Below are 22,434 nucleotides of genomic sequence, written 5' to 3'. Positions count from 1 at the left end.
TTCCCAGCCTTGCCGCCTAGCTAGAATCCACGCCCGATGCGTTCGCGCAGGCCCCTGTGGATATCGCGCGCGCACAGCTGCAGCGGCGTCTCGCGCTGACTGGCCGGCATGCGCAGGGCCGCCTCGCGGTGGTAGGCCTCGATGACGAAGTCCAATTGCTGCGTGCGCGTCAGGGTCGGCCAATGGGCCAGGTATTCGGGCAGCGCCTGGTCACCCATTCGATACACGCAGATGCGTCGGTCCCACGAGGTCGCCTCGCCGATGGAGAAGGGTATCCACCAACGCCGCGCGCTGCTGTGGGACATCATCAGGATCACGTGGGTGCAGTCACGGATGTGCGCGGTGATCGTCTCGGTGACATGCAGGGTGGTCAGCGATTCGAAGTCCATCACGTCCATGCGCACCTCGATCCCGGCCCTGCGCAGTTGCTTGCGGACCCGCAGCGCGTGTGGATGATCGGCATGCTGGTAGCCGATGAACACGCTCATCGCCGACTCCCGCCAGCAGTCGGTCGAGCGAGGCGCAGGCAGGCAACGGGCAGGTCGAGCATGGAAAACCTTCATCGTGAGTGTTGAAGGTTGAAAGATTGTTCAATGCCGTTTAAGCGGCAAGGTATGTCATTCAAAAGAGACATTCCTTACCTAGGAAAGTAACTTCTCCTACAGCCAATTCCTCTAGCTGGCACCTGTGCACAACCCTTGCGGCGCGCGCACCAGGGCGGACAGGGCATCGGTAATACGCTCCACCTCAGCCGCGCTCAGGGTCAAGGGCGGCAGCAGGCGCAGGGTGGTGCCACGGGTCACGTTGATCAGCAGGGCATGCTCTTGCGCCGCCCGCTGCATCAGTTCGCGACAGGGCCGGTCCAGTTCCACGCCGATCATCAGGCCCACGCCGCGCACAGCCTTGACTCCGGGCAAGATGCCCACTTCGCTGCGCAAGCATTCGAGCAGCGCCTGCCCCTGGCGCGCGGCGTTGTCCAGCAGCCCCTCGCGCTCGATGATGTCCAGCACCGTACAGCCAACCCGGCAGGCCAGCGGGTTGCCGCCGAACGTGCTGCCATGGCTGCCGGGCGTGAACAGGCGGCCTACTGCCGCGCTGGCCAGGCAGGCGCCGATCGGAATGCCGTTGCCCAGGGCCTTCGCCAGCGTGACCACATCCGGCTGGATGTCCGCATGCTGGTAGGCGAACCACTGGCCGGTGCGACCGATGCCACTCTGGATCTCATCGAGCATCAGCAACCAGCCATGGTTGTCGCAGTGCTCACGCAGGGCGCGCAGGTAGGCGGCAGAGGCGACATGCACACCGCTTTCGCCCTGAATCGGTTCGAGCAGCACTGCCGCAATGCGCTGTCCGAACGCCTGGGTGACCCTGGCCAGCGCGTCGAGGTCGGCGAAGGGGATCTTCACGCAATCCCCCGGCAGTTGGCCCAGTCCGGCGCTCAAGTGCGCGCCGTCGCTGGCTGCCAGGGTGGCCAGGGTGCGCCCGTGAAAGGCGTTGTTCATGACCACCACCAAAGGCCGGGCGATGCCGCGGGCATGGCCATGCAGGCGGGCCAGCTTCAATGCGGTCTCGTTTGCCTCGGCCCCCGAATTGTTGAAAAACGCCAGGGCCAGGCCGGATTTTTCAGCCAGCTTCGCGCCCAATCGTTGCTGCCAGTCGATGGCATACAGGTTGGACGTGTGCAGCAACAGCCCGGCTTGTTCGGCAATGGCGGCTACCACGTCGGGATGGCTATGGCCCACGTTGGTCACCGCCACGCCGGCCAGTGCATCCAGGTATTCGCGGCCGCTGTCGTCCCACAGGCGGGTGCCGAGGCCGCGGGTGAACGTCAGGGGCAGGGGTTGATAGGTCGGCATCAAGTGGCTGGCGCTCATCGCGAATCGCTCGGGAGAAAATGAATCTGCAGTATTCCCTTCAAGCTCAGATGGATAAACGCCGCTAGACTGGATGCACTTTTCACTTGGAGTTGATAATGGATCTGTTCCAAGCCATGCAGGTGTACGTGAAAGTCGTGGAGCTGGGCACCATGACGGCAGCCGCCAACGCCTGCGACCTGTCCACGACCATGGTCAGCAACCATCTGCAGGCATTGGAGCAGCGTCTGGGCGTTACCCTGTTGCTGCGCACCACGCGCCGTCAGCAGGTGACCGACGCGGGCCAGGCCTACTACCAGCGCTGCCTGGAGGTGCTGGGGCTGGTCGCCGATTCCGAGCGCTGGGCCGAACACACCCAAGGCACCCCGCAGGGCCTGTTACGGATCACCGCGCCGCCCACCTTCGGCGCCGAGTGCCTGGCGCCGGCACTGGCGGGGTTTCTTCAGCGTTATCCACAGATCAGCGTCAGCCTCAGCCTCGGTGATCAGGTACAGGACATGCTCGACGGCCGGTACGACGCCGCCCTGCGCCTGGGTAATCTGGAGCCCTCGACCTTGATCGCGCGTCCGCTGGACGACTATCGGCTGAGCATCTGTGCGTCCCCGGACTACCTGCGTCGCCATGGCACGCCTGGCCACCCCGAAGAGCTGGCTGCGCACGAGTGCCTGCAGTTCATGTACAACCCAGGCGATGAGTGGCGCGGCACGCAAAAGCGGTGGTCCATGCAGGGGCCCAATGGCTCGATCGGCGTCGATGTTCGAGGGCGTCTGGTCACCAACAGCAGCGCCGGGCTGCGTCAGGCCGCCCTGGCGGGCATGGGCCTGGTGATGCTTCCCGACGTGCTGGTGCGTGGCGATCTCGAGGAAGGCAAGCTGGTCCAGGTACTGGCTCGATACGCGTTGCCCGGCAGACCCATGCACCTGCTTTATCCACAGGCGCGCTACCGTTCGCCGAAGCTGCGCGCATTCGTGGACTACATCGTCCAGACCCTGGGGCCGCAGCCCGCCTCAGGGTCAGCAGATACCCTGGATCAGTAGGTGTCTTGGGTCAGGCTGGCGATGATCGAGCGGTAGCTGTTCATGCGCTGCTGCTGCACACGGCCATCGTCCAGTGCTGCGAGCAAGGCGCAGCCGGGTTCGCGGTCATGCTTGCAGTCGCGGAAGCGACAGGTGCCGAGCAGGTCGGCGAACTCGATGAAGCCGGCTTCGACGTCGGCGCGGCTGACATGGCCCAGGCCGAACTCGCGGATACCGGGGGAGTCGATCAGCTCACCGCCGCCGGGGAAGTGGAACAACCGTGCGGTGGTGGTGGTGTGCGTGCCCTGGCCGGACCATTCCGACAGCGCACCCACACGGGCCTGCACTTCAGGCAGCAGGCTGTTGACCAGCGATGACTTGCCTACGCCGGACTGGCCGACGAATACGCTGATGTGACCATCCAGGCGTGCCTGCAACTGCTGCATGCCATCGCCCTGATGAGCCGAGACCTCGAGCAGTGGGTAACCCAGCTGGCGATACACCGCCAGCAGCGCGTTGAGCGCCGGCGCATTTTGCTCGTCGATCAGGTCGGCCTTGTTCAGCAGCAGCAGGGGATGGATGCCCGCGTGTTCGGCAGCCACCAGGTAGCGGTCGATCAGGTTGGCATGGGGTTCGGGCATGGGCGCGAACACGATGACGATCAGGTCGACGTTGGCCGCGACCGGCTTGAGCTGCCCGCGGCTGTCGGGGCGGCACAGCTCGGTGCTGCGCGGCAGTTGGGCAACGATGACACCGATGCCCTGATTGCCGGCGCGCCAGACCACCTTGTCGCCAGTGACCAGCGCCGGCAGGTTGGCGCGCAGGTAGCAGCGGCAAACCTGACCGGTCTGTTCGCCTTCCAGCGCCTCGACTTCCACCTGAACACCGAAGTGCGCGATTACCAGCCCTGTCTGCTCGGGGCCCAGGTCACCGCCTTCCAGCGTCTCCAGGGCCTGGGACTCGCGCTTGGCGGCGCGGGCAGCGCGCTCGCCCTGGATTTTTTCGATGCGCCAGTTCTGGCGGCGGTTCAGTTGGCGTTTGGCCATGTGTGTTCCGTGTAAATGAATGCAGGTGTTGACGAAGGCGGGATACTAGCACGGCCGGCTAGGCTAAACTGCGCAGCTACGCCGAGGAGACTTTCATGCAGAACCCACAGAACCTGATCTGGATCGACCTGGAAATGACCGGCCTGGACCCGGATCACGATGTCATCATCGAAATGGCCACCATCGTCACCGACAGCGACCTCAATACCCTGGCCGAAGGGCCAGTCATCGCCATCCACCAGAGCGACGAGATCCTCGCCGGCATGGACGAGTGGAACACCCGTCAGCACGGCGGCTCCGGCCTGACCCAGCGGGTGCGCGAGAGCACCGTCAGCATGGCCGATGCGCAGGCGCAGACCATTGCCTTCCTCGAGAAATGGGTGCCCAAGGGCAAGTCGCCGATCTGCGGCAACAGCATCTGCCAGGATCGCCGCTTCCTCTACCGGCACATGCGCGAACTGGAAAACTACTTCCACTACCGCAACCTCGACGTATCGACCCTCAAGGAGCTGGCCGCGCGCTGGGCCCCGGAGGTCAAGGACAGTTTCCAGAAGGGCAGCACCCACCTGGCCCTGGACGACATCCGCGAATCCATCGCCGAGCTGCAACACTACCGCAAGCATTTCATCAAGTTCTGAAGCCCGGAAACCTCTGCTGTGGGAGCGAAGCGGGCGGCGATCCCTCTGCCCGCGAAGAGGCCATCAAGCCTACCTCTCTCAATACACCCGACGCCGCGGTGCCTGCATGGCACTGGCGATATCGCCGGCCAACCGCGCAATATCGGCATGAGCCAGGTTGCCGACACTGACACGCACCGCCGGCCCGCTCTGCAACCGGAACGGCCGGCCCGCCTGGACTGCCCAGCCGGCGGCTGCCAACGCCTGCACCGTCGATGTCTCGTCAATAACCGGCAGCCATACGTGCAGACCTTCACCCGCGCTGGACAGCCTCACACCGTTGAGTTCTAGCGCTTCGAGAAGCGAAAGCCGCCGGCTTCGATAGTTGGCGCCAACTGCCGTCAAACGATCCGCTTGCAGCATCGCGCTCCACAGATGAGCGGTCAGCCGTTGCAGCAGCAGACTGACCCAGCGCGGGCCTACCCGCTGCTGGCGTTGCATCTCGGCGTGCAGGGACGCGCTGGCGCTGGCAATCGACACCCGCAGATCAGGGCCCAGAAACTTGCTGGTCGACAGCACGTAGACCCATTGCTGTGGCAGCGGCTGCAAATCAATGGTCGGGGCCTGGCTCAGCGGCCCCCAATGATCGTCGATCACCAACAGGGTCTGCACCGGGTCCTGCATGGCCTGCGACCACTGCCGCCAACGCTGGGCGTCGAACGAACAGCCGGTCGGGTTCTGCGCGCGAGGCGTCAATACCACGGCCCCCGCACCGCGCAGCACCTCGGGCGCCGGTGACAGCGCGCCATGGTCGTCCATCGCCAGGGTCACCGGCTTGAGCTGCAGCCCGGCGAGTAGATCGCGCAGCGGTGGCCAGCACGGGTCTTCGATCAGCACCGTGGCGCCGGGTCGGCAGCGCGCCCGCAGTGCTCGCTCCACAGCGTCCAGCGCCCCGCAATACACGCCCACGTGCTCGCTGGGCAATCGCTGGCTCACGAGCCAGTCGCGTGCCAGGCCGGATAGCTGTGGATCATCGCCGAACTGGTCGAAACCATTCTGCTTGAAGTTGCGCAGCAGCCAGTCGTGATCCGCGGCTGGCAACAGCGCGGCATCCAGATTGCCGCTGGCCATGTCGTCGAGGCCCTGAGGAATAACGAAGCCGTGTTCGGCGACCTGCGACCCAGGTGCATTGACGCGCGTGCCGCGGCGCCCGTCGGTAATCAACAGGCCGCTGTCGCGCAGCCTTCCATAGGCCGCCGCGACGGTATTGGGGCTGACCTCGAGCTGCATGGCCAGGTTGCGGACCGAAGGCAGCGAAGCGTTTTGAAGCAAATCACCCTGGCGGATCTGCCGCTCGATGGCGTCGGCGATCTCGACGGCGGTGGATGCATTCGTCAATAATGTATTCATACATTCATATTATTGTATTGGTACAAAAATGAAAAGAGCAGTGGTCCTGCGTCACCTCGCGTTCGAAGACCTGGGTTGCCTGGCTGCGGTGCTGGAAGCCGAAGGCTATGCAATCCAAACGATAGAGGCGCCTCTGCACCCGCTGGCGTCGCTCGATGTGAACTCGGCAGACCTGCTGATCATCCTTGGCGGGCCCATTGGCGCTTTCGATGAAGGGCGGTACCCATTCCTGCTGGACGAACTCCAGCTCATCCGCCAATGCCTGGACAACGGTAAACCCTTGTTGGGCGTCTGCCTGGGCGCTCAGCTGATCGCTCGCGCCCTGGGCGCCGACGTTGCCGCCATGGGCCATAAGGAAATCGGCTTCGGCCCCGTCACGCTGACCGCAGCCGGAAGCGCCTCGGTACTGGCGCCCCTGGCGAACGGAATACCCGTATTGCACTGGCACGGCGATCAGTTCGACATTCCAGCGCAGGCCACGCTGCTAGCCAGCACCGAGGCCTGCCCTCATCAGGCATTCAGCGTGGGCGATCAGCTGCTCGCGCTGCAATTTCATCTCGAGGTGGCACCGCAGGCACTCGAAGCATGGCTGGTCGGCCACGCCAACGAACTGCATCAACAGCGAATCGACCCCCGCGAACTGCGCGCCCAGGCTCAGGCCCTGGGTTCTGCAGGCGTACAAGCAGCCAGCACGATCCTGATCGACTGGCTGGCGCGCCTGCGATGAGTGGGGCGCGGTCCGTCATCGAGTTGCGGCACGTGCTCGCGGGCAAGTCTCGCCGTTTTACGCGCCCAGGCAGTTTCACCGGTATCGACAAGGAGTCGGTATGCGGACCGGTTGAAGTGGGAACGCTGGGAATAACAGGCGATGAGCAGGGAGACCGCCGCATCCATGGAGGCCCCGACAAAGCCCTTCACCACTACCCGTTCGAGCACTACCAGGCGTGGACACAGCTCATCGGCGAGCATCCACGCCTTGCACGGCCAGGCGCATTCGGCGAGAACCTGTCGACTGTCGGTCTCGACGAAAACACCGTTTGCCTGGGTGACATCTTTCGCTGCGGCGACGTGCTCCTCGAAGTCAGCCAGACCCGCCAGCCTTGCTGGAAGCTCAGCGACCGCTTCGAGGTGAGCGATATGGCCTTGCGCATGCAGGCCAGTGCAATGACCGGCTGGTATTACCGGGTCCTCGAGGGCGGTGTCCTGCGAGCAGGCGACGCAATGGTGCTCGAGGACCGCCCCATCCCTCGATGGCCGTTGCGCAGAGTCATCGCGCTGTTGTACGAACGGCCGCTGGACCTCGATGAGTTGAGCCAACTTGCGCAACTGCCGCTCGTACCATCCTGGCGCTCACTCGTGGAGCGGCGCCTGACAACGGGCCAGATCGAGAACTGGGCCAGCCGAGTGCTGGGTCCCCTTTCAGGAGAGTAGAAACCATGCAGCACTTTCGCGTCATCGTTCAATTGCACCGGGCGTACTGGTGCCAGTTCGATATAGAGCATGCCGCTGCCGAGCATGCATTGGCGGATGTGGTCCGCCGCTTCCCCGAAGGCGAGGGCTACACCCTCGACATACAACGCAAAACGGGTGAGCGCCGGTTGTTGGAATCCACGCCTGACGGGATTCGGTTGCTGTATGCGCAGGGCATGTTTGCAAAGACTTGAATGCCATCAATGGCGCAATTGGTTGAACATTACAGGTAAAGAGGTACACAGCACGTGAATATGGAAGTTGGTCCGGAAAGCCATGATGGCGTCAGGAACATGCTGGAGAAGTTGTCTTCTTTGTGGAACGTACGGGCAGCAGTCAATAATGATGCGACCCCGTACAGCGAATTGCTCTTCGAACACGGCAGGTTGGACTTTAGCGAGTCGCTGGTTCCGTTTCGAAGTCATCCAGCCTGGCAGGCAGCTACGGCTGAAATGAAATCCAGATGTCTGTCCTATGGCTGGATTATCTATAACCTCAAAACCATTTATATCGAATGCGACATTGTGACACCTGCCTGCGAGGACATCATCAAAAGGCCACCTGTTGAGTCTCGCAACCGCGACATCCTGCAGCGAGTGATGTCTGAGGCGCTGCTTGACGAAGCGCTCCATACCAAAATGTCAGTTACGGCATGCAATTACATCTATCTGAACCGCAAGCTGCCCTACCTCGATTTCAGCGACTTCAATCTCATCCGCTGGCGGGACCAGATATTGTCCACATGTAAGGCTGAGTGGCAGCGGCGGCTCACTCGATTCGGTATTGCCTGTGCCAGTGAAACCTTGATCACTGACTACCTGAAAACCTTGTCCGAGGATGACTCCATCCAGCAGGTGTGCCATGAGGTGACTCGTACTCACGCAGTGGATGAGTGGAGCCATTCAAGTGTTTTCAGTTTTGTAGCGTGCGATATCGTCCACACGCTAAGTGTTGGCGAACGAACGTACTTGCAGGCTGTGATTGCCAGGACGGTAGAGATGTTTGCCGATAACGAACTGGGTGCGTGGGCTCGGGCGCTTTCTCTAGCGGGATTCCAGGGGTATGAGGCAATGCTTCTGGAGTGTTCTCGATCAAGCGAAGTAGAGGTCTACACCGAGTCGGTTTTCAGTCTCCTTGCACGTATAGGTCTGGAATAGATGGTGCTTTCGGCCAAGAATAATTCATCTGCAGTAGAGCCAGTTGGGCCAGGTTTTCTACGGTGTGATGTGGCATGCGACGTTGCCGAGAACGCGAGGAGATTTGTCTTCACGGTGCTCGATGAACAGCGTGAAGAAGAATATGTCCCAGGCCGTTACCTGATACTTGAATACGCAGGTGCTACCGGTCAAGTTCGCACGGCCTGCTATTCGATAGTGGCCTGCCCCACGCGCTGGCAGGTTGAGATCATCGTCCAGCGCGTGCCTTCCAAAGGGTTGTCAGAGACGATGTTCAATCATCTGATGGTCGGCGCCCTGGTGCGCTGTGTGGGCGTTGCAGGAGATATCACGGCGCAACAACTTTCTGGTTTGGATAGCGTGGCGCTGTTGGCTGGTGGTATCGGGTTTACCTTGCCTTGGGCATTGATACGCGAATTCAGGCAATGGGCACGGCAAGGCCGCCGAGTGCCACGGATCACATTGCTGTTGTGCACGCCCTCTCTGGAAGCCGTGCCATGCTTCGCCGAGTTGATGACCCTGGAGCTTGCCGAACGCTGGTTCACTTTGCGCATCCATGTCACCCGGCAGTCGTTGTACCAAGACAACGGCTGCTTGTGGAGGGGGCGTCCAAACCAGGGGGTACTGGACGCCCTGGAGGGGTCGCAAGGCATCGTAATCTGCGGAAGCCAGGCATTCGCTGTAGAAATACACCGGGCCATGCAGGTTCGGCATGGTGGGGCCCAGTACTTTATCGAAGCATTCAGCTCGGCCGATTCGCCGTTGCCCGCCAAGCAGGCCGACACTGGAACGGTGCGTTTGAAGATCCCCGCGTCGGGGGTCGAGTTCGAAGCGGTTCATTCGCTGACCCTGCTTGCGCAGTTGGAATCCCAGGGCCTGAAAGTGCGCAGTCAGTGTCGTGCTGGAATTTGTGGTGCGTGCAAGATCAAAGTCCTGAAAGGGGAATGTCGCAGCGAGGCCGATTTTGCACTGAGCGTACAGGAGCGCGCGGCTGGGTACGCATTGGCGTGTTGCAGCTATCCTGTGGGCGATGAACTCACGCTGTGTCTCCGGACCTCGTGAAGCGGACAACGCCAGTGCGTGCCCGGTATCATGAGGGATCATCGCGGCGCCCATGTTGCAGTCGATACCGCGCCCATCACACTGCTCGTCTTTTGGCTCCAGGTTCCCATGCTGCTGACCCTCTACCTCATCGCCATCACCGCTGAAGCCATGACCGGTGCCTTGTCCGCAGGGCGGCGCGGTATGGACTGGTTCGGCGTGGTGCTGATTGCCTGTGTGACTGCATTGGGCGGTGGTTCGATGCGCGACGTGTTGCTCGGCAACTATCCGCTGACGTGGGTCAAACACCCGGAATACCTGGTACTGACCAGCGTGGCGGCGCTGGTGACGATTTTCATCGCGCCACTCATGCGCCGCCTGCGTTCGCTGTTTCTGGTGCTCGATGCGCTGGGGCTGGTGGCGTTTACCCTGATCGGTACCATGACCGCGCTGGAGCTGGGCCACGATTATCTGGTGGCTTCCATCAGCGGCATGATCACCGGGGTCTTCGGCGGCATCCTGCGCGATATCCTCTGCAACGACATTCCCCTGGTGTTCCGCCGCGAGCTGTATGCCAGCGTCTCATTCGCTGCGGCGTGGTGCTTTCTGGGTTGCACCTACCTGGAGCTGGTGCCGATTCAGGCGCTGTCCATCACCCTGTTCGGCGGTTTTCTGCTGCGCCTGTTGGCTATTCGCTTCCATTGGGAAATGCCGAAGTTCGTCTACGACGATCGTTGAGCGTGGGCCGCAAGGGCCCATTCGACGTGTTCCCGGACCAGTTCGCTGGGGTCCTCGCGGCGTGCCTTCAAGGCTTCGAGCACCGGGATGCTCGACGGTGCGTTGCCCAGCCCAACCGCCAGGTTGCGCAGAAAGCGCTCGTAACCGGCGCGGCGCAGGGGCGAGCCTTCGGTGCTGCTCAGAAACCGGTCTTCATCCCACAAAAACAGCTGCGCCAGTTCGGCATTGTCCAGTTGATGCCGCGGCTGGAAATCGCCTTCGCCCGAAGGGCGGGCGAAGCGGTTCCATGGGCAAACGATCTGGCAGTCGTCGCAACCGAACACACGGTTGCCGATCAGCGGACGCAGCTCGGTGGGAATGGGGCCCTTGAGCTCGATGGTCAGATAGGAAATGCAGCGACGAGCATCCAGCACGTAGGGCCCGACGAAGGCGGCGGTAGGGCAGATGTCCAGGCAGGCCGTGCAGCGCCCGCAGTGCTCGCTGGCGTGGGGCTCGTCGACCGGCAACGGCAGATCGACGAACAGTTCGGCGAGGAAGAAGTAGCTGCCGGCCTTGCGGTTGAGTACCAGGGTGTTCTTGCCGATCCAGCCCAGCCCCGCTTCCTGGGCAATGGCTTTTTCCAGCACCGGCGCGCTGTCGACGAAGGCGCGGAAGCCGAACGGGCCGATGTCCTGCTGGATGCGTTCGGCCAGGTGCTGCACGCGTTTGCGGATCAGCTTGTGGTAGTCGCGGCCCAAGGCATAGCGCGACACATAGGCTTTTTCAGGCTGCGCCAGGCGTTGCGCCATCTGGGTGTCGCCGGGCAGGTAGTCCATGCGCAGCGAAACGACCCGCAGGGTGCCTGGCACCAGTTGCTCGGGGTGTGAGCGCTTGCTGCCATGGGCAGCCATGTAGTCCATTTCGCCGTGATAGCCAGAATCGAGCCAGCGCTGCAGGTGCTGTTCATGCTCGCCCAGGTCCAGGCCTGCGATGCCGACTTGCTGGAAACCCAGTTCGCGTCCCCATTGCTTGATGGAGAGCGCCAGGGCGGGAAGGTCGATGGTGGGAGCAGACATGCGAGCGAGGAAACCTGTGCGGAGGTGGGTATAATTCTGCCAGACATCGACAGTAAAGGTTCAAGCATGCCGCCAGACACGCAAATTCCCGACGCGGGGCAGCGCCAGCCTTCGGCCGCTGTGCAGCTCGACCCCACCACCTTGCCGGTTCTGGCCGCGCGGCCGATGGATGCGCACAAGGGCATGTACGGCCGTGTACTGGTGATCGGTGGCGACCATGGCACCGGCGGTGCGGCCTTGCTCAGCGCGCAAAGTGCCCTGCGCAGCGGGGCCGGCATGGTAACGCTGGCTACCCGCGGCGAGCACGTGGCGTCGGCGCTGGCGCGCATGCCGGAAGTGATGGTTGCCGATATCGCTTCGGCCAACCAGCTGCTGGCGCTGGCCGAAGCGGCCACGGTGCTGGTGGTCGGGCCCGGGCTGGGGCAGGCCAGCTGGGGCCGAAGCTTGCTGTCGGTGGCGGCCAGCCAGGACAAGCCACAGGTGTGGGACGCCGATGCACTGAATCAGTTGGCGCAGGGCGCCGTCGCGCTGCCGGCCGATGCCGTGCTGACCCCGCACCCAGGGGAAGCGGCCAGGCTGCTGGGTATTTCCACCGCGCAGGTGCAGGCCGATCGCCCCGCGGCGGCCCTGCGCCTGGCGCGTCAGTATTCGGCAGTGTGCGTGCTCAAAGGGGCGGGCAGTCTGATCGCTGCGCCCGATGGGCGCCTGGCGATCTGCGATCAGGGTCATCCCGCCATGGCCACCGGAGGCCTGGGCGACGTGCTCGCCGGGCTGGTCGGCGCCCTGCGTGCCCAAAGCCTGGATGGCTTCGATGCGGCCTGCCTGGGTGTGTGGCTGCATGCCGGCGCCGGAGAGCGGCTGGGCAAGCTCGGTCGTGGTCTGGCGGCCAGCGACCTGATACCTGCCATTCGTCAGTTGCTCGAGGAGCATTATCCGTGTCTGAAGTAGAAATCTACCTGGAAGGCGAGGCTGCCATGCTTGCATTCGGTGCGCGCATGGCAGAGGTGACCCATGGCCACGGATTGATCTTCCTGGAGGGTGATCTGGGCGCCGGCAAGACCACCTTTTCCCGAGGCCTGATCCGCGGCCTGGGCCACGTCGGAGCGGTCAAGAGCCCGACCTTCACCCTAGTCGAACCCTACGAGATCGGAGTTATAAAAGCCTTTCACTTCGACCTCTATCGTCTTGTTGATCCAGAGGAATTGGAGTATTTGGGCATCCGCGACTACTTTGAAGAGGACGCCTTGTGCCTGATCGAGTGGCCCCAACAAGGCGCAGGCTTTTTGCCAAAGCCGGACCTGACCATTACCATAAGCCCGCAAGCGGCCGGAAGGCTGTTGAAGTTATCGCCACAGGGCCCGCGCGGTGTGTCCTGGTGTGCCGCTGTGGCACAGAAATCCAAATAAATTGATGGGGTTAGGTATGCGCATTCGCGCGCTGGTCGCGGTCGTTGGTCTGATGTTGACGGGTTTTGTCGTCAATGCCGTGGCCGCTACACAAGTCAAGAGCGTGCGCTTGTGGCGAGCGCCGGATAACACCCGGCTGGTCTTCGACCTCACCGGTCCCGTCCAGCACAGCGTGTTCACGCTGTCGTCGCCCGATCGACTGGTCATCGACATCAACGGCGCCACTGCGGCCGGTCCGTTGAGCGTGGCGCCTGGCGACTCGCCCGTCACCAGCGTGCGCTCGGCACAGCGTACCCCCACCGATCTGCGCGTGGTGGTAGACCTGAAAAAGGCCATCACCCCGAAAAGCTTCACGCTTGCGCCCAACCAGCAATATGGCAACCGCCTGGTGGTCGACCTGTTCGACTCCGCGGCCGATGCCGAGCCCACGCCACCCCAGCCGGCCGTGGCCATCACGCCGGCGGTGCCGGTGACGCCGACGCGTCCGGCCATCAAGCTGACCCCGGTGCCCAACGGCAAGCGCGATATCGTCATTGCCATCGATGCCGGCCACGGCGGCGAAGACCCAGGCGCCTCGGGGCCGCGCGGGCAACACGAAAAAGACGTGGTGTTGCAGATTGCCAAGGAATTGCAACGCCAGATCAATGCCGAACAAGGTTTTCGCGCCGAGCTGACGCGCACCGGCGACTACTTCATTCCGCTGCGCGGGCGTACCGAAATCGCCCGCAAGAAGGGCGCTGACCTGTTCGTGTCCATTCACGCCGATGCCGCGCCCTCCTCGGCGGCTTTCGGTGCCTCGGTATTCGCCCTGTCCGAGCGCGGCGCCACGTCGGAAACCGCACGCTGGCTGGCCGATACCGAGAACCGTTCGGACTTGATCGGTGGCGCCGGTAACGTCAGCCTGGATGACAAGGACCGCATGCTGGCCGGCGTGTTGCTGGATCTGTCGATGACCGCCTCGCTGACCTCCAGTCTCAATGTGGGCCAGAAAGTGTTGAGCAACATTGGCCAGGTGACACCGCTGCACAAGCGTCGGGTCGAGCAGGCCGGGTTCATGGTGTTGAAATCGCCGGACATCCCTTCGATCCTCGTTGAAACCGGGTTCATCTCCAACTCCAACGAAGCCAACAAGCTGCAAAGCTCGGGTCACCAGCAGGCGCTGGCGCGATCCATCCGTACCGGCGTGAAGCAGTTCTTCCAGCAGAACCCGCCGCCAGGTACCTACATGGCCTGGTTGCGCGACACCGGCAAGATTGCCCGCGGCCCCAGCACTCACGTGGTGCGTCCCGGCGAAACCCTGGCCATGCTGGCGGCGCGCTACGACCTGGGCATCGCCACCTTGCGCAGCGCCAATGACTTGAAAACCGATGAATTGAAGATAGGTCAGGAAGTCACCATTCCCAGCACTGCCCTGGCGTCCCAGTAATGGTTGAATCGGCGCGTATCGAGCTCCTCAGTCCGCGGCTCGCCAACCAGATCGCGGCTGGCGAGGTGGTCGAACGACCGGCTTCGGTGATCAAGGAGCTGCTGGAAAACAGCCTGGACTCCGGCGCCCGGCGCATCGACATCGAGGTCGAGCAGGGTGGCGTCAAGCTGCTGCGCGTGCGCGACGACGGCAGCGGCATCTCGGCCGACGACCTGCCGCTGGCCCTGGCGCGCCATGCCACCAGCAAGATCCGCGACCTGCAGGATCTCGAGCGTGTCATGAGCCTGGGGTTTCGCGGCGAAGCGCTGGCCTCGATCAGTTCGGTGGCGCGGCTCACCCTCACCTCGCGCACCGCGGCGGCCGATCAGGCCTGGCAGGTAGAAACCGAAGGCCGCGACATGGACGCCCGCGTGCAGCCTGCGGCGCACCCAGTGGGGACCTCGGTAGAGGTGCGCGACCTGTTCTTCAATACGCCGGCGCGGCGCAAGTTTCTCAAGACCGAAAAAACCGAGTTCGACCACCTGCAGGAAGTCATCAAGCGCCTGGCGCTGGCGCGCTTCGACGTAGGCTTCCACCTGCGGCACAACGGCAAGAGCATCCTCGGCTTGCATGAGGCCCATGACGAAACCGCCCGTGCACGGCGGGTCGCTGCGGTCTGCGGGCCGGCGTTCCTTGAACAGGCGATGCCTATAGAAGTCGAGCGCAACGGCCTGCGGCTGTGGGGCTGGGTAGGCTTGCCGACGTTTTCGCGCAGCCAGGCCGACCTTCAATACTTCTTCGTCAACGGCCGAGCGGTGCGCGACAAGCTGGTTGCCCACGCGGTACGCCAGGCTTATCGCGACGTGCTGTTCAACGGCCGTCATCCGACCTTCGTCCTGTTTCTGGAAGTGGACCCAGCGGTGGTCGACGTCAACGTGCACCCGACCAAGCATGAAGTGCGCTTTCGCGACGGGCGCATGGTGCACGACTTTCTCTACGGCACATTGCACCGGGCGCTGGCCGATGTTCGCCCGGAAGATCAGTTGGCGAGCGCGCCGGCGCAGGCCCAGCCGTTGCGGCCGAGCGGGGTCCAGGCAGGCGAGTTCGGCCCTCAGGGTGAAATGGGCCTGGCGGCCAACCTGCTGCACTCACCGATGGCCCAGCCGCAGTCAAGTGGGGGTTCCAGCGGCGGTTATTCATACACGCCACGGCCGACCGCTGCCCTGCCGGTGGCCGAGGCGCAGAGCGCCTACCGGGAGTTCTTCGCACCGCTGCCTACCGCCGGCAGCAGCACCGCGCCGATTCCCAGTCTGCCACCAAGCCAGGGCGACATCCCCCCGCTGGGCTACGCGCTGGCACAGCTCAAGGGTATCTATATCCTGGCCGAAAACGCCCAGGGGCTGGTTCTGGTGGACATGCATGCGGCGCACGAGCGCATCATGTACGAGCGCCTGAAGATCGCCATGGCCAGCGAAGGTCTGAGCGGGCAGCCCTTGCTGGTGCCCGAATCGCTGGCCATGAGCCAACGCGAGGCGGACTGTGCCGAGGAGCACGCGGCGTGGTTCCAGCGGCTGGGCTTCGAGCTGCAGCGGCTGGGCCCGGAAACCCTGGCCATACGCCAGATTCCAGCCCTGCTCAAGCAGGCCGAGGCCAATCGCCTGGTCGGCGATGTCCTGGCCGACCTGATGGAGTACGGTACCAGCGACCGTATCCAGGCCCACTTGAACGAATTGCTGGGCACCATGGCCTGCCACGGTGCCATTCGTGCCAACCGGCGCCTGGCCATTCCGGAAATGAACGGCCTGCTGCGCGATATGGAAAACACCGAGCGCAGTGGCCAGTGCAACCATGGTCGACCGACCTGGACCCAGATGGGACTGGACGACCTGGACAAACTCTTCCTGCGCGGGCGTTGAACATGAGTGGCCTACCTCCGGCGATCTTCCTCATGGGGCCCACGGCCGCGGGCAAGACCGACCTGGCCATCGAGCTGAGCAAGGTGCTGCCGTGCGAGCTGATCAGCGTCGACTCGGCCCTGGTCTACCGCGGCATGGACATCGGCACCGCCAAGCCGTCGCGGGCGGTGCTCGATGCCCATCCGCACGCACTGATCGATATCCTCGATCCGGCGCAAAGCTACAGCGCCGCCGACTTTCGCCGCGATGCCTTGCAGGCCATGGCGCAGATCACCGCGCGGGGCAACATCCCGCTGCTGGTTGGCGGCACCATGCTGTATTTCAAGGCTTTGCTCGAGGGGTTGGCGGACATGCCGGGCGCCGATGCCCAGGTGCGCGCCGATCTCGAGGCGCAGGCCGCGCTGCACGGCTGGCAGGCACTGCATGACCAGCTTGCGGCGGTCGATCCGGTTTCTGCCGCGCGCATTCATCCCAACGATCCGCAACGGCTGATCCGAGCGTTGGAGGTCTACCGCGTGAGTGGTTCGAGCATGACCGAGCTGCGCGCGCGACAATCTGCGCAAAGTACCGAGGCAGGCGCATTGGCAAGCGGGCAATTGCCCTATACTGTGGCCCACTTGGCAATCGCACCCGCCGATCGCTCGGTGCTGCATGAGCGAATTGCCTTGCGTTTCGGACAAATGCTGGAACAAGGCTTCGTCGACGAGGTCACTGCCTTGCGTGCTCGAAGTGACTTGCATGCTGGGCTTGCGTCTATACGAGCGGTGGGCTATCGGCAAGTCTGGGATCATCTGGATGGCCAGCTGACCGAGGTGCAGATGCGCGAACGCGGCATCATCGCCACGCGCCAATTGGCCAAGCGACAGTTTACCTGGTTGCGCAGTTGGGCCGATCTGCACTGGCTCGACAGCCTGGCCATCGACAATCTGCCTCGCACCTTGAAATACCTGGGTTCGGCCTCCATATTGAGCTGAGTCCCGCAATTGCCGTCTATCCTTGGGTCTGACGGTCAGAGCCTTCATCTTTTCAAAGCTTTTCCACTATTGATCCTTAAAGGAGTGCGGCACATGTCAAAAGGGCATTCGCTACAAGACCCTTACTTGAACACCTTGCGTAAAGAGAAGGTCGGCGTCTCGATCTATCTGGTGAACGGTATCAAGTTGCAGGGCCAGATCGAATCGTTCGACCAGTTCGTCATTTTGCTGAAGAACACGGTCAGCCAGATGGTCTACAAACACGCTATTTCCACGGTTGTACCGGTGCGTCCGATTCGTCTGCCAAGTGCGACCGAATCCGAGCAGGGCGACACCGACCCAGGTAACGCTTGATAGGAGTCTGCCTTGTTCTTTGAGCGCCACGGTGGTGGTGAGCGAGCGATCCTCGTTCATCTGGATGGTCAGGACCCTGAGGCGCGCGAAGACCCGCAGGAGTTTCAGGAGCTGGCCATCTCGGCCGGCGCCGAAACTGTCGCATTCGTCAATGTCGCCCGTCATCGGCCCAGTGCCAAATTTCTGATCGGCAGCGGCAAGGTCGAGGAGCTGCGTGACCAGGTCAAGGCCGAGCACGCAGATCTGGTGATCTTCAATCACACCCTCACACCCAGCCAGGAACGCAACCTCGAGAAAGTCTTCGAGTGCCGCGTGCTGGACCGTACCGGTCTGATCCTGGATATCTTCGCGCAACGCGCCCGTACCCATGAAGGCAAGCTGCAGGTCGAACTGGCCCAGCTCGAGCACATGAGCACGCGGCTGGTTCGCGGCTGGACTCACCTCGAGCGCCAGGGCGGTGGTATCGGCCTGCGCGGCCCTGGTGAAACCCAGCTGGAAACCGACCGGCGTCTGCTGCGGGTACGCCTGCGGCAGATCAAGCAGCGCCTGGAAAAGGTTCGCAGCCAGCGCGAGCAGGCACGTCGCGGCCGCCGGCGAGCCGACATTCCGTCGGTGTCCCTGGTGGGCTACACCAACGCCGGCAAGTCGACCTTGTTCAACGCCGTCACGCAGTCCGAGGTGTACGCGGCCGACCAACTGTTCGCCACGCTCGACCCGACCCTGCGCCGACTCGAGTTGAACGACCTGGGGCCGGTGATCCTGGCCGACACGGTGGGTTTCATTCGTCACCTGCCGCACAAGCTGGTCGAAGCGTTTCGCGCCACCCTCGAGGAATCGAGCAACTCCGACCTGCTGCTGCACGTGATCGATGCCCATGAGCCCGAGCGCATGGCGCAGATCGAACAGGTCATGGCCGTGCTCACCGAGATCGGCGCGCAAGGCTTGCCGATCCTCGAGGTGTATAACAAACTCGACCTGCTCGAGAACGTCGAGCCGCAGATACAGCGCGATGCCGACGGCAAACCGGTCAGGGTATGGGTGTCGGCGCGCGACGGGCGCGGTCTCGAGCTGGTCAAGCAGGCGGTTGCCGAGCTGCTCGGCGAAGACCTGTTCGTCGGCACGCTGCAGCTGGGCCAGACCCTGGGCCGCCTGCGCGCCCAGCTGTTTTCGCTGGGCGCGGTGCAAAGCGAAGCGCATGATGAGCAAGGTGGCAGTCTGCTGGCAATACGCCTGCCGCGTGCGGAGCTCAATCGCCTGGTCAGTCGCGAAGGCATGGAGCCCGCTGAATTCATCGAGCAACACACTTTGCAATAAAAGCCTCGTGTGGCAGCTGTGCTGTCATGTCGGGCATTCTGTAGCATTGGTCGGCGCGCCGTGGGTGCGTCTTTGCTTTATCAGATGGAGAGCGCTATGGCTTGGAATGAGCCGGGTGGCAACTCGAACAATCAAGATCCTTGGGGTGGTAAACGCCGTGGAGGCGACCGCAAGGGGCCACCGGATCTCGACGAGGCCTTCCGCAAGCTGCAGGACAGCCTGAACGGGTTGTTCGGCGGTGGAAAGAAACGCACAGGTGGCGGTGGCGACGGTGGAGGCACGTCAAAGGGCGGTGGTCTCGGCCTGTTGGGCATCGGCCTTGCCGTGCTTGGCGCGATCTGGCTGTACAGCGCGGTGTATGTGGTCGACGAGCAGGAGCAGGCCGTGGTGCTGCGCTTCGGCAAGTACTACGAAACGGTGGGTCCGGGCCTGAACATCTATTTCCCGCCGATCGACCGCAAGTACCTGGAAAACGTCACGCGCGAGCGTTCGTATACCAAGCAGGGGCAGATGCTTACCGAAGACGAGAACATCGTCGAAGTGCCGCTGACCGTGCAGTACAAGATCACCAACCTGCAGGACTTCGTCCTGCGCGTCGACCAGCCCGAAATCAGCCTGCAGCATGCTACCGACAGTGCGCTGCGCCACGTGGTGGGTTCCACCGCCATGGACCAGGTGCTGACCGAAGGCCGCGAGCAGATGGCCGGCGAGATCAAGGAGCGCCTGCAGCGTTTCCTCGACACCTACCAGACCGGTATCACCGTGACCCAGGTCAACGTGCAGAGCGCGGCAGCCCCGCGTGAAGTGCAGGAAGCCTTCGACGACGTGATCCGCGCCCGGGAAGACGAGCAGCGCTCGCGCAACCAGGCCGAAGGCTATGCCAACGGCGTGATTCCCGAGGCTCGCGGGCAGGCCCAGCGCATCATCGAAGATGCCAACGGCTACCGCGACGAAGTCGTATCGCGTGCCAAGGGTGAGGCCGACCGCTTCACCAAGCTGGTCACCGAGTACCGCAAGGCACCCGACGTGACCCGTCAGCGCCTGTACCTGGAAACCATGCAGGACGTGTACAGCAACACCAGCAAGGTGCTGGTGGCCAGCAAGGAAGGTCAGAACAACCTGATCTACCTGCCGCTGGACAAGATGGTCGGTGGCGACCGCAACAACGGCAGCACGCCTGCCGCCAGCACGCCGGCCTCGGCCAGCGACGCCGCCGGCGCACGCGCTGCGGCCGACCTGCAGCAGCAACAGCGTGAAATGCGTTCAAGGGAGAGTCGCTGATGGGCAATAAATCTGTGATCGCCCTTGTCGTCACCGTCGTTCTGGCGGTGGCAGCATGGAACTGCTTCTACATCGTTGCGCAAACCGAACGTGCGGTCCTCCTGCAATTCGGTCGCGTGGTCCAGGCCGATGTCCAGCCCGGCCTGCATGTGAAGCTGCCGTACGTCAACCAGGTGCGCAAGTTCGATGCGCGGCTGATGACCCTCGACGCCCCGACCCAGCGGTTCCTGACCCTGGAGAAGAAAGCGGTGATGGTAGATGCCTATGCCAAATGGCGTGTGAAGGATGCCGAGCGCTACTACACCGCTACTTCCGGCATGAAGCAGATCGCCGACGAGCGTCTGTCGCGACGTCTCGAATCGGGTCTGCGTGACCAGTTCGGCAAGCGCACCCTGCACGAAGTGGTGTCGGGTGAGCGTGACGCGTTGATGTCCGACATCACCACGTCGCTCAACCGCATGGCAGACAAGGAGCTGGGTATCGAGGTCATCGACGTGCGCGTCAAGGCCATCGACCTGCCCAAGGAAGTCAACCGCAGCGTGTTCGAGCGCATGAGCACCGAGCGTGAGCGCGAGGCGCGCGAGCACCGTGCCAAGGGTAACGAGTTGGCGGAAGGCATCCGTGCCGACGCCGATCGCCAGCGTCGTGTGCTGTTGGCCGAAGCCTATCGCGAGTCCGAGGAAGCGCGTGGTGACGGCGATGCGCAGGCAGCGTCCATCTACGCCCAGGCCTATGGTCAGGACCAGGAATTCTATTCCTTCTTCCGCAGCCTGCAGGCATACCGCCAGAGCTTCGCCAACAAGAGCGACGTGATGGTGCTGGACTCCAAGAGCGATTTCTTCCGCTTCATGGAGAAGTACAAGCCCTGATCGGCTTTCCCCGTCGAGCGGTTTAACCGTTCGGCGGGGTGAACGATCGGCGAAACGTGTGTATGATGCGGCAGCCGGGAAATTCCCGGCTTTTTTGCGTCTGCAAGTTAGATTGGCCGATTCATAGGCCCGGTTCATGAGGACATTGCCCCGCGACCTGCTTGCGGTGGGCGATTTCTGCTTCACTCAAGGCTAGCCCGACGGCAGGCCGCCCGGATCATAGGGGAAAGGCGTAATGGCAACGGTAGACCGCTGGCTGCTGCCAGATGGCATCGAAGAAGTACTGCCGCCCGAGGCTGCGCGCATCGAAGTCGCGCGGCGTCAGGTGTTGGACCTGTTCCAGAGCTGGGGTTACGAGTTCGTCGTAACGCCGCACATCGAATACCTCGAGTCGCTGCTGACCGGTGCCGGGCAGGACCTGGACCTGCGCACCTTCAAGGTGATCGACCCGCAATCGGGCAGGCAGATGGGCTTCCGTGCCGACATCACGCCGCAGGTGGCGCGCATCGATGCGCACACCTTGCGCCGTGAAGGGCCGAACCGCCTGTGCTATGCCGGCAGTGTGTTGCATGCACAGCCGCGGGCACTGTCCAGTTCGCGCAGCCCGATCCAGCTGGGCGCCGAGCTGTATGGCGACGCCAGTCCGAGCAGCGACGTGGAAGTCATCAGCCTGATGCTGACCATGCTGGAAATGGCCGATGTGCCAGACGTGCACATGGATCTGGGGCACGTCGGTATCTACCGCGGCCTGGCCCGCGCGGCCGGGTTGTCGGGCGATGTCGAGCAGCAGTTGTTCGATGCCCTGCAGCGCAAGGCCATCGACGAAGTGATCGTCCTCACCGAAGGGCTGCAAGCGGACATCGCCGAGATGCTGCGCGCCCTGGTTGGCCTGTGTGGCGGTCGCGAAGTGCTGGCTCAGGCCAAGGTACGCCTGGCCAACGCACCGGCGCCGGTGATGACCGCACTGGACGACCTGCTGGCGATTGCCGAGCGGCTGTCGTTGCGTTTTCCACAATTGCCGCTGTACTTCGACTTGGGCGAGTTGCGCGGTTATCACTATCACACCGGCGTTGTGTTCGCCGTGTTCGTTCCGGGCATGGGCCAGTCCATCGCCCAGGGCGGCCGCTACGATGACATTGGTGCGGACTTCGGCCGTGCCCGCCCGGCAACCGGTTTCTCCACGGACCTCAAGTCCCTGGTGACGCTGGGTCGGGCCCGGATCGAACTGCCCGTCGGTGGCGTCTGGATGCCTGACAGCACCGATGCGGCCTTGTGGCAGGCAGTCTGCCAGCTGCGCCGCGAGGGTCGCCGCGTGGTCCAGGCATTGCCGGGACAGACGATCGAGGCTGCCGGCGAGGCAGATTGCGATTGTCAATTGATTCAGCAGAACGGGCAATGGCAAGTGCTGCCACTGGCCTCTTGAGTTTTCCTGCCGGCCGCTGCCGGCACCAAGTTTGCGCGAATGAGGACAAG

Annotated in this window: 22 protein-coding genes and 1 pseudogene; 18 read left to right on the top strand and 5 right to left on the bottom strand. The window is 63.1% G+C overall.

Annotation, left to right across the window (positions count from 1 at the left end; genetic code table 11):
- Positions 1-20: 20 nt before the first annotated feature.
- Both IFT75_RS16665 and IFT75_RS16660 read right to left on the bottom strand, forming a co-directional pair.
- Complete coding sequence (locus IFT75_RS16665) at positions 21-488, bottom strand: toll/interleukin-1 receptor domain-containing protein (RefSeq protein ID WP_163007695.1); 468 nt, start codon at positions 486-488, stop codon at positions 21-23.
- A gap of 186 nt (positions 489-674) precedes the next feature.
- Positions 675-1,874, bottom strand: a complete 1,200-nt coding sequence (locus IFT75_RS16660) for an aspartate aminotransferase family protein (protein ID WP_192055778.1) — start codon at positions 1,872-1,874, stop codon at positions 675-677.
- A gap of 98 nt (positions 1,875-1,972) precedes the next feature.
- Here IFT75_RS16660 and IFT75_RS16655 point away from each other — a divergent pair, with 98 nt between their 5' ends.
- The gene (locus IFT75_RS16655; protein WP_192055776.1) at positions 1,973-2,911 is read left to right on the top strand and encodes a LysR family transcriptional regulator; all 939 of its coding nucleotides are present in this window, start codon (positions 1,973-1,975) and stop codon (positions 2,909-2,911) included.
- On the opposite strand, the gene rsgA is transcribed toward IFT75_RS16655, so the two are convergent.
- The gene (gene rsgA, locus IFT75_RS16650) at positions 2,905-3,936 is read right to left on the bottom strand and encodes a small ribosomal subunit biogenesis GTPase RsgA (RefSeq protein WP_122480386.1); all 1,032 of its coding nucleotides are present in this window, start codon (positions 3,934-3,936) and stop codon (positions 2,905-2,907) included. The genes IFT75_RS16655 and rsgA overlap by 7 nt on opposite strands.
- Positions 3,937-4,031: 95 nt before the next feature.
- On the opposite strand from rsgA, the gene orn reads away from it, so the two are divergent.
- A complete protein-coding gene (gene orn, locus IFT75_RS16645) occupies positions 4,032-4,574 on the top strand; it encodes an oligoribonuclease (RefSeq protein WP_192055774.1) in 543 nt (180 codons plus the stop codon).
- 78 nt (positions 4,575-4,652) lie between these two features.
- Here the strand turns inward: orn and IFT75_RS16640 are convergent, their stop codons facing one another.
- A complete protein-coding gene (locus tag IFT75_RS16640) occupies positions 4,653-5,963 on the bottom strand; it encodes an aminotransferase class I/II-fold pyridoxal phosphate-dependent enzyme (protein ID WP_192055772.1) in 1,311 nt (436 codons plus the stop codon).
- Positions 5,964-5,991: 28 nt separating this feature from the next.
- Between IFT75_RS16640 and IFT75_RS16635 the strand changes: the two genes are divergently transcribed.
- The 6 genes from IFT75_RS16635 to IFT75_RS16610 all read left to right on the top strand — a co-directional run bounded on the left by IFT75_RS16635 (position 5,992) and on the right by IFT75_RS16610 (position 10,387).
- Positions 5,992-6,690, top strand: a complete 699-nt coding sequence (locus IFT75_RS16635; RefSeq protein ID WP_192055771.1) for a glutamine amidotransferase — start codon at positions 5,992-5,994, stop codon at positions 6,688-6,690.
- Entirely contained in the window at positions 6,687-7,394 is a 708-nt protein-coding gene (locus IFT75_RS16630) for an MOSC domain-containing protein (protein ID WP_192055769.1), read from the top strand. The genes IFT75_RS16635 and IFT75_RS16630 overlap by 4 nt, the downstream gene beginning before the upstream one ends.
- Positions 7,395-7,399: 5 nt before the next feature.
- Positions 7,400-7,627, top strand: coding sequence for a hypothetical protein (locus tag IFT75_RS16625; RefSeq protein ID WP_049862045.1), 228 nt, complete (start codon positions 7,400-7,402; stop codon positions 7,625-7,627).
- 60 nt (positions 7,628-7,687) lie between these two features.
- Positions 7,688-8,590: a diiron oxygenase gene (locus IFT75_RS16620; RefSeq protein ID WP_122480381.1), complete on the top strand. Its 903-nt coding sequence runs from the start codon at positions 7,688-7,690 to the stop codon at positions 8,588-8,590.
- Entirely contained in the window at positions 8,591-9,670 is a 1,080-nt protein-coding gene (locus IFT75_RS16615) for a 2Fe-2S iron-sulfur cluster-binding protein (RefSeq protein WP_244652773.1), read from the top strand. It begins immediately after the preceding gene.
- Positions 9,671-9,778: 108 nt separating this feature from the next.
- On the top strand, positions 9,779-10,387 hold the full coding sequence (locus tag IFT75_RS16610) for a trimeric intracellular cation channel family protein (protein WP_185794985.1): 609 nt from the start codon (positions 9,779-9,781) through the stop codon (positions 10,385-10,387).
- Here IFT75_RS16610 and queG read toward each other — a convergent pair.
- A complete protein-coding gene (queG, locus tag IFT75_RS16605; RefSeq protein WP_192055766.1) occupies positions 10,372-11,442 on the bottom strand; it encodes a tRNA epoxyqueuosine(34) reductase QueG in 1,071 nt (356 codons plus the stop codon). The genes IFT75_RS16610 and queG overlap by 16 nt on opposite strands.
- A gap of 108 nt (positions 11,443-11,550) precedes the next feature.
- On the opposite strand from queG, the pseudogene IFT75_RS16600 reads away from it, so the two are divergent.
- From IFT75_RS16600 to IFT75_RS16555, 10 genes and pseudogenes are all read left to right on the top strand, one after another.
- Positions 11,551-12,390 (top strand): annotated as a pseudogene (locus tag IFT75_RS16600) (NAD(P)H-hydrate dehydratase); the annotation flags it as partial.
- Positions 12,378-12,848, top strand: coding sequence for a tRNA (adenosine(37)-N6)-threonylcarbamoyltransferase complex ATPase subunit type 1 TsaE (gene tsaE, locus IFT75_RS16595; RefSeq protein ID WP_192055762.1), 471 nt, complete (start codon positions 12,378-12,380; stop codon positions 12,846-12,848). The pseudogene IFT75_RS16600 and the gene tsaE, both read left to right, overlap by 13 nt.
- A gap of 16 nt (positions 12,849-12,864) precedes the next feature.
- Complete coding sequence (locus tag IFT75_RS16590) at positions 12,865-14,274, top strand: N-acetylmuramoyl-L-alanine amidase (RefSeq protein ID WP_192048115.1); 1,410 nt, start codon at positions 12,865-12,867, stop codon at positions 14,272-14,274.
- Positions 14,274-16,169 (top strand): DNA mismatch repair endonuclease MutL, encoded by a 1,896-nt coding sequence (gene mutL / locus IFT75_RS16585; RefSeq protein ID WP_185794990.1) that lies wholly within the window; start codon positions 14,274-14,276, stop codon positions 16,167-16,169. Before IFT75_RS16590 ends, mutL begins: the two co-directional genes overlap by 1 nt.
- 2 nt (positions 16,170-16,171) lie before the next feature.
- Positions 16,172-17,143 carry a tRNA (adenosine(37)-N6)-dimethylallyltransferase MiaA gene (miaA, locus tag IFT75_RS16580; RefSeq protein ID WP_122480373.1) on the top strand — a complete coding sequence of 324 codons (972 nt, stop codon included), beginning with the start codon at positions 16,172-16,174 and terminating at the stop codon, positions 17,141-17,143.
- Positions 17,144-17,236: 93 nt separating this feature from the next.
- A complete protein-coding gene (gene hfq / locus IFT75_RS16575; protein ID WP_043191144.1) occupies positions 17,237-17,497 on the top strand; it encodes an RNA chaperone Hfq in 261 nt (86 codons plus the stop codon).
- Between the two features lie 12 nt (positions 17,498-17,509).
- The gene (hflX, locus tag IFT75_RS16570) at positions 17,510-18,811 is read left to right on the top strand and encodes a ribosome rescue GTPase HflX (protein ID WP_122480372.1); all 1,302 of its coding nucleotides are present in this window, start codon (positions 17,510-17,512) and stop codon (positions 18,809-18,811) included.
- A 96-nt stretch (positions 18,812-18,907) separates the two neighbouring features.
- Positions 18,908-20,092 (top strand): FtsH protease activity modulator HflK, encoded by a 1,185-nt coding sequence (gene hflK, locus IFT75_RS16565; RefSeq protein ID WP_122480371.1) that lies wholly within the window; start codon positions 18,908-18,910, stop codon positions 20,090-20,092.
- Entirely contained in the window at positions 20,092-20,961 is an 870-nt protein-coding gene (gene hflC / locus IFT75_RS16560) for a protease modulator HflC (RefSeq protein ID WP_122480370.1), read from the top strand. The genes hflK and hflC overlap by 1 nt, the downstream gene beginning before the upstream one ends.
- Positions 20,962-21,196: 235 nt before the next feature.
- Positions 21,197-22,384, top strand: coding sequence for an ATP phosphoribosyltransferase regulatory subunit (locus IFT75_RS16555; protein ID WP_122480369.1), 1,188 nt, complete (start codon positions 21,197-21,199; stop codon positions 22,382-22,384).
- Positions 22,385-22,434 lie beyond the last annotated feature (50 nt).

The organism is Pseudomonas sp. CFBP 8758, from assembly GCF_014841725.1.
GTDB lineage: Bacteria > Pseudomonadota > Gammaproteobacteria > Pseudomonadales > Pseudomonadaceae > Aquipseudomonas > Aquipseudomonas baltica.
The sequence above is the reverse complement of the archived record's forward strand: the minus strand, read 5'-3'. Positions and strand labels throughout refer to the sequence as shown.

Excerpts from the sequence above, each read along its gene's own strand:
- IFT75_RS16665 (WP_163007695.1), bottom strand. The coding sequence starts at position 488 with ATGAGCGTGTTCATCGGCTACCAGCATGCCGATCATCCACACGCGCTG.
- IFT75_RS16660 (WP_192055778.1), bottom strand. The coding sequence starts at position 1,874 with ATGAGCGCCAGCCACTTGATGCCGACCTATCAACCCCTGCCCCTGACG.
- IFT75_RS16655 (WP_192055776.1), top strand. The coding sequence starts at position 1,973 with ATGGATCTGTTCCAAGCCATGCAGGTGTACGTGAAAGTCGTGGAGCTG.
- rsgA (WP_122480386.1), bottom strand. The coding sequence starts at position 3,936 with ATGGCCAAACGCCAACTGAACCGCCGCCAGAACTGGCGCATCGAAAAA.
- orn (WP_192055774.1), top strand. The coding sequence starts at position 4,032 with ATGCAGAACCCACAGAACCTGATCTGGATCGACCTGGAAATGACCGGC.
- IFT75_RS16640 (WP_192055772.1), bottom strand. The coding sequence starts at position 5,963 with ATGAATACATTATTGACGAATGCATCCACCGCCGTCGAGATCGCCGAC.
- IFT75_RS16635 (WP_192055771.1), top strand. The coding sequence starts at position 5,992 with ATGAAAAGAGCAGTGGTCCTGCGTCACCTCGCGTTCGAAGACCTGGGT.
- IFT75_RS16630 (WP_192055769.1), top strand. The coding sequence starts at position 6,687 with ATGAGTGGGGCGCGGTCCGTCATCGAGTTGCGGCACGTGCTCGCGGGC.
- IFT75_RS16625 (WP_049862045.1), top strand. The coding sequence starts at position 7,400 with ATGCAGCACTTTCGCGTCATCGTTCAATTGCACCGGGCGTACTGGTGC.
- IFT75_RS16620 (WP_122480381.1), top strand. The coding sequence starts at position 7,688 with ATGGAAGTTGGTCCGGAAAGCCATGATGGCGTCAGGAACATGCTGGAG.
- IFT75_RS16615 (WP_244652773.1), top strand. The coding sequence starts at position 8,591 with ATGGTGCTTTCGGCCAAGAATAATTCATCTGCAGTAGAGCCAGTTGGG.
- IFT75_RS16610 (WP_185794985.1), top strand. The coding sequence starts at position 9,779 with ATGCTGCTGACCCTCTACCTCATCGCCATCACCGCTGAAGCCATGACC.
- queG (WP_192055766.1), bottom strand. The coding sequence starts at position 11,442 with ATGTCTGCTCCCACCATCGACCTTCCCGCCCTGGCGCTCTCCATCAAG.
- IFT75_RS16590 (WP_192048115.1), top strand. The coding sequence starts at position 12,865 with ATGCGCATTCGCGCGCTGGTCGCGGTCGTTGGTCTGATGTTGACGGGT.
- mutL (WP_185794990.1), top strand. The coding sequence starts at position 14,274 with ATGGTTGAATCGGCGCGTATCGAGCTCCTCAGTCCGCGGCTCGCCAAC.
- miaA (WP_122480373.1), top strand. The coding sequence starts at position 16,172 with ATGAGTGGCCTACCTCCGGCGATCTTCCTCATGGGGCCCACGGCCGCG.
- hfq (WP_043191144.1), top strand. The coding sequence starts at position 17,237 with ATGTCAAAAGGGCATTCGCTACAAGACCCTTACTTGAACACCTTGCGT.
- hflK (WP_122480371.1), top strand. The coding sequence starts at position 18,908 with ATGGCTTGGAATGAGCCGGGTGGCAACTCGAACAATCAAGATCCTTGG.
- hflC (WP_122480370.1), top strand. The coding sequence starts at position 20,092 with ATGGGCAATAAATCTGTGATCGCCCTTGTCGTCACCGTCGTTCTGGCG.
- IFT75_RS16555 (WP_122480369.1), top strand. The coding sequence starts at position 21,197 with ATGGCAACGGTAGACCGCTGGCTGCTGCCAGATGGCATCGAAGAAGTA.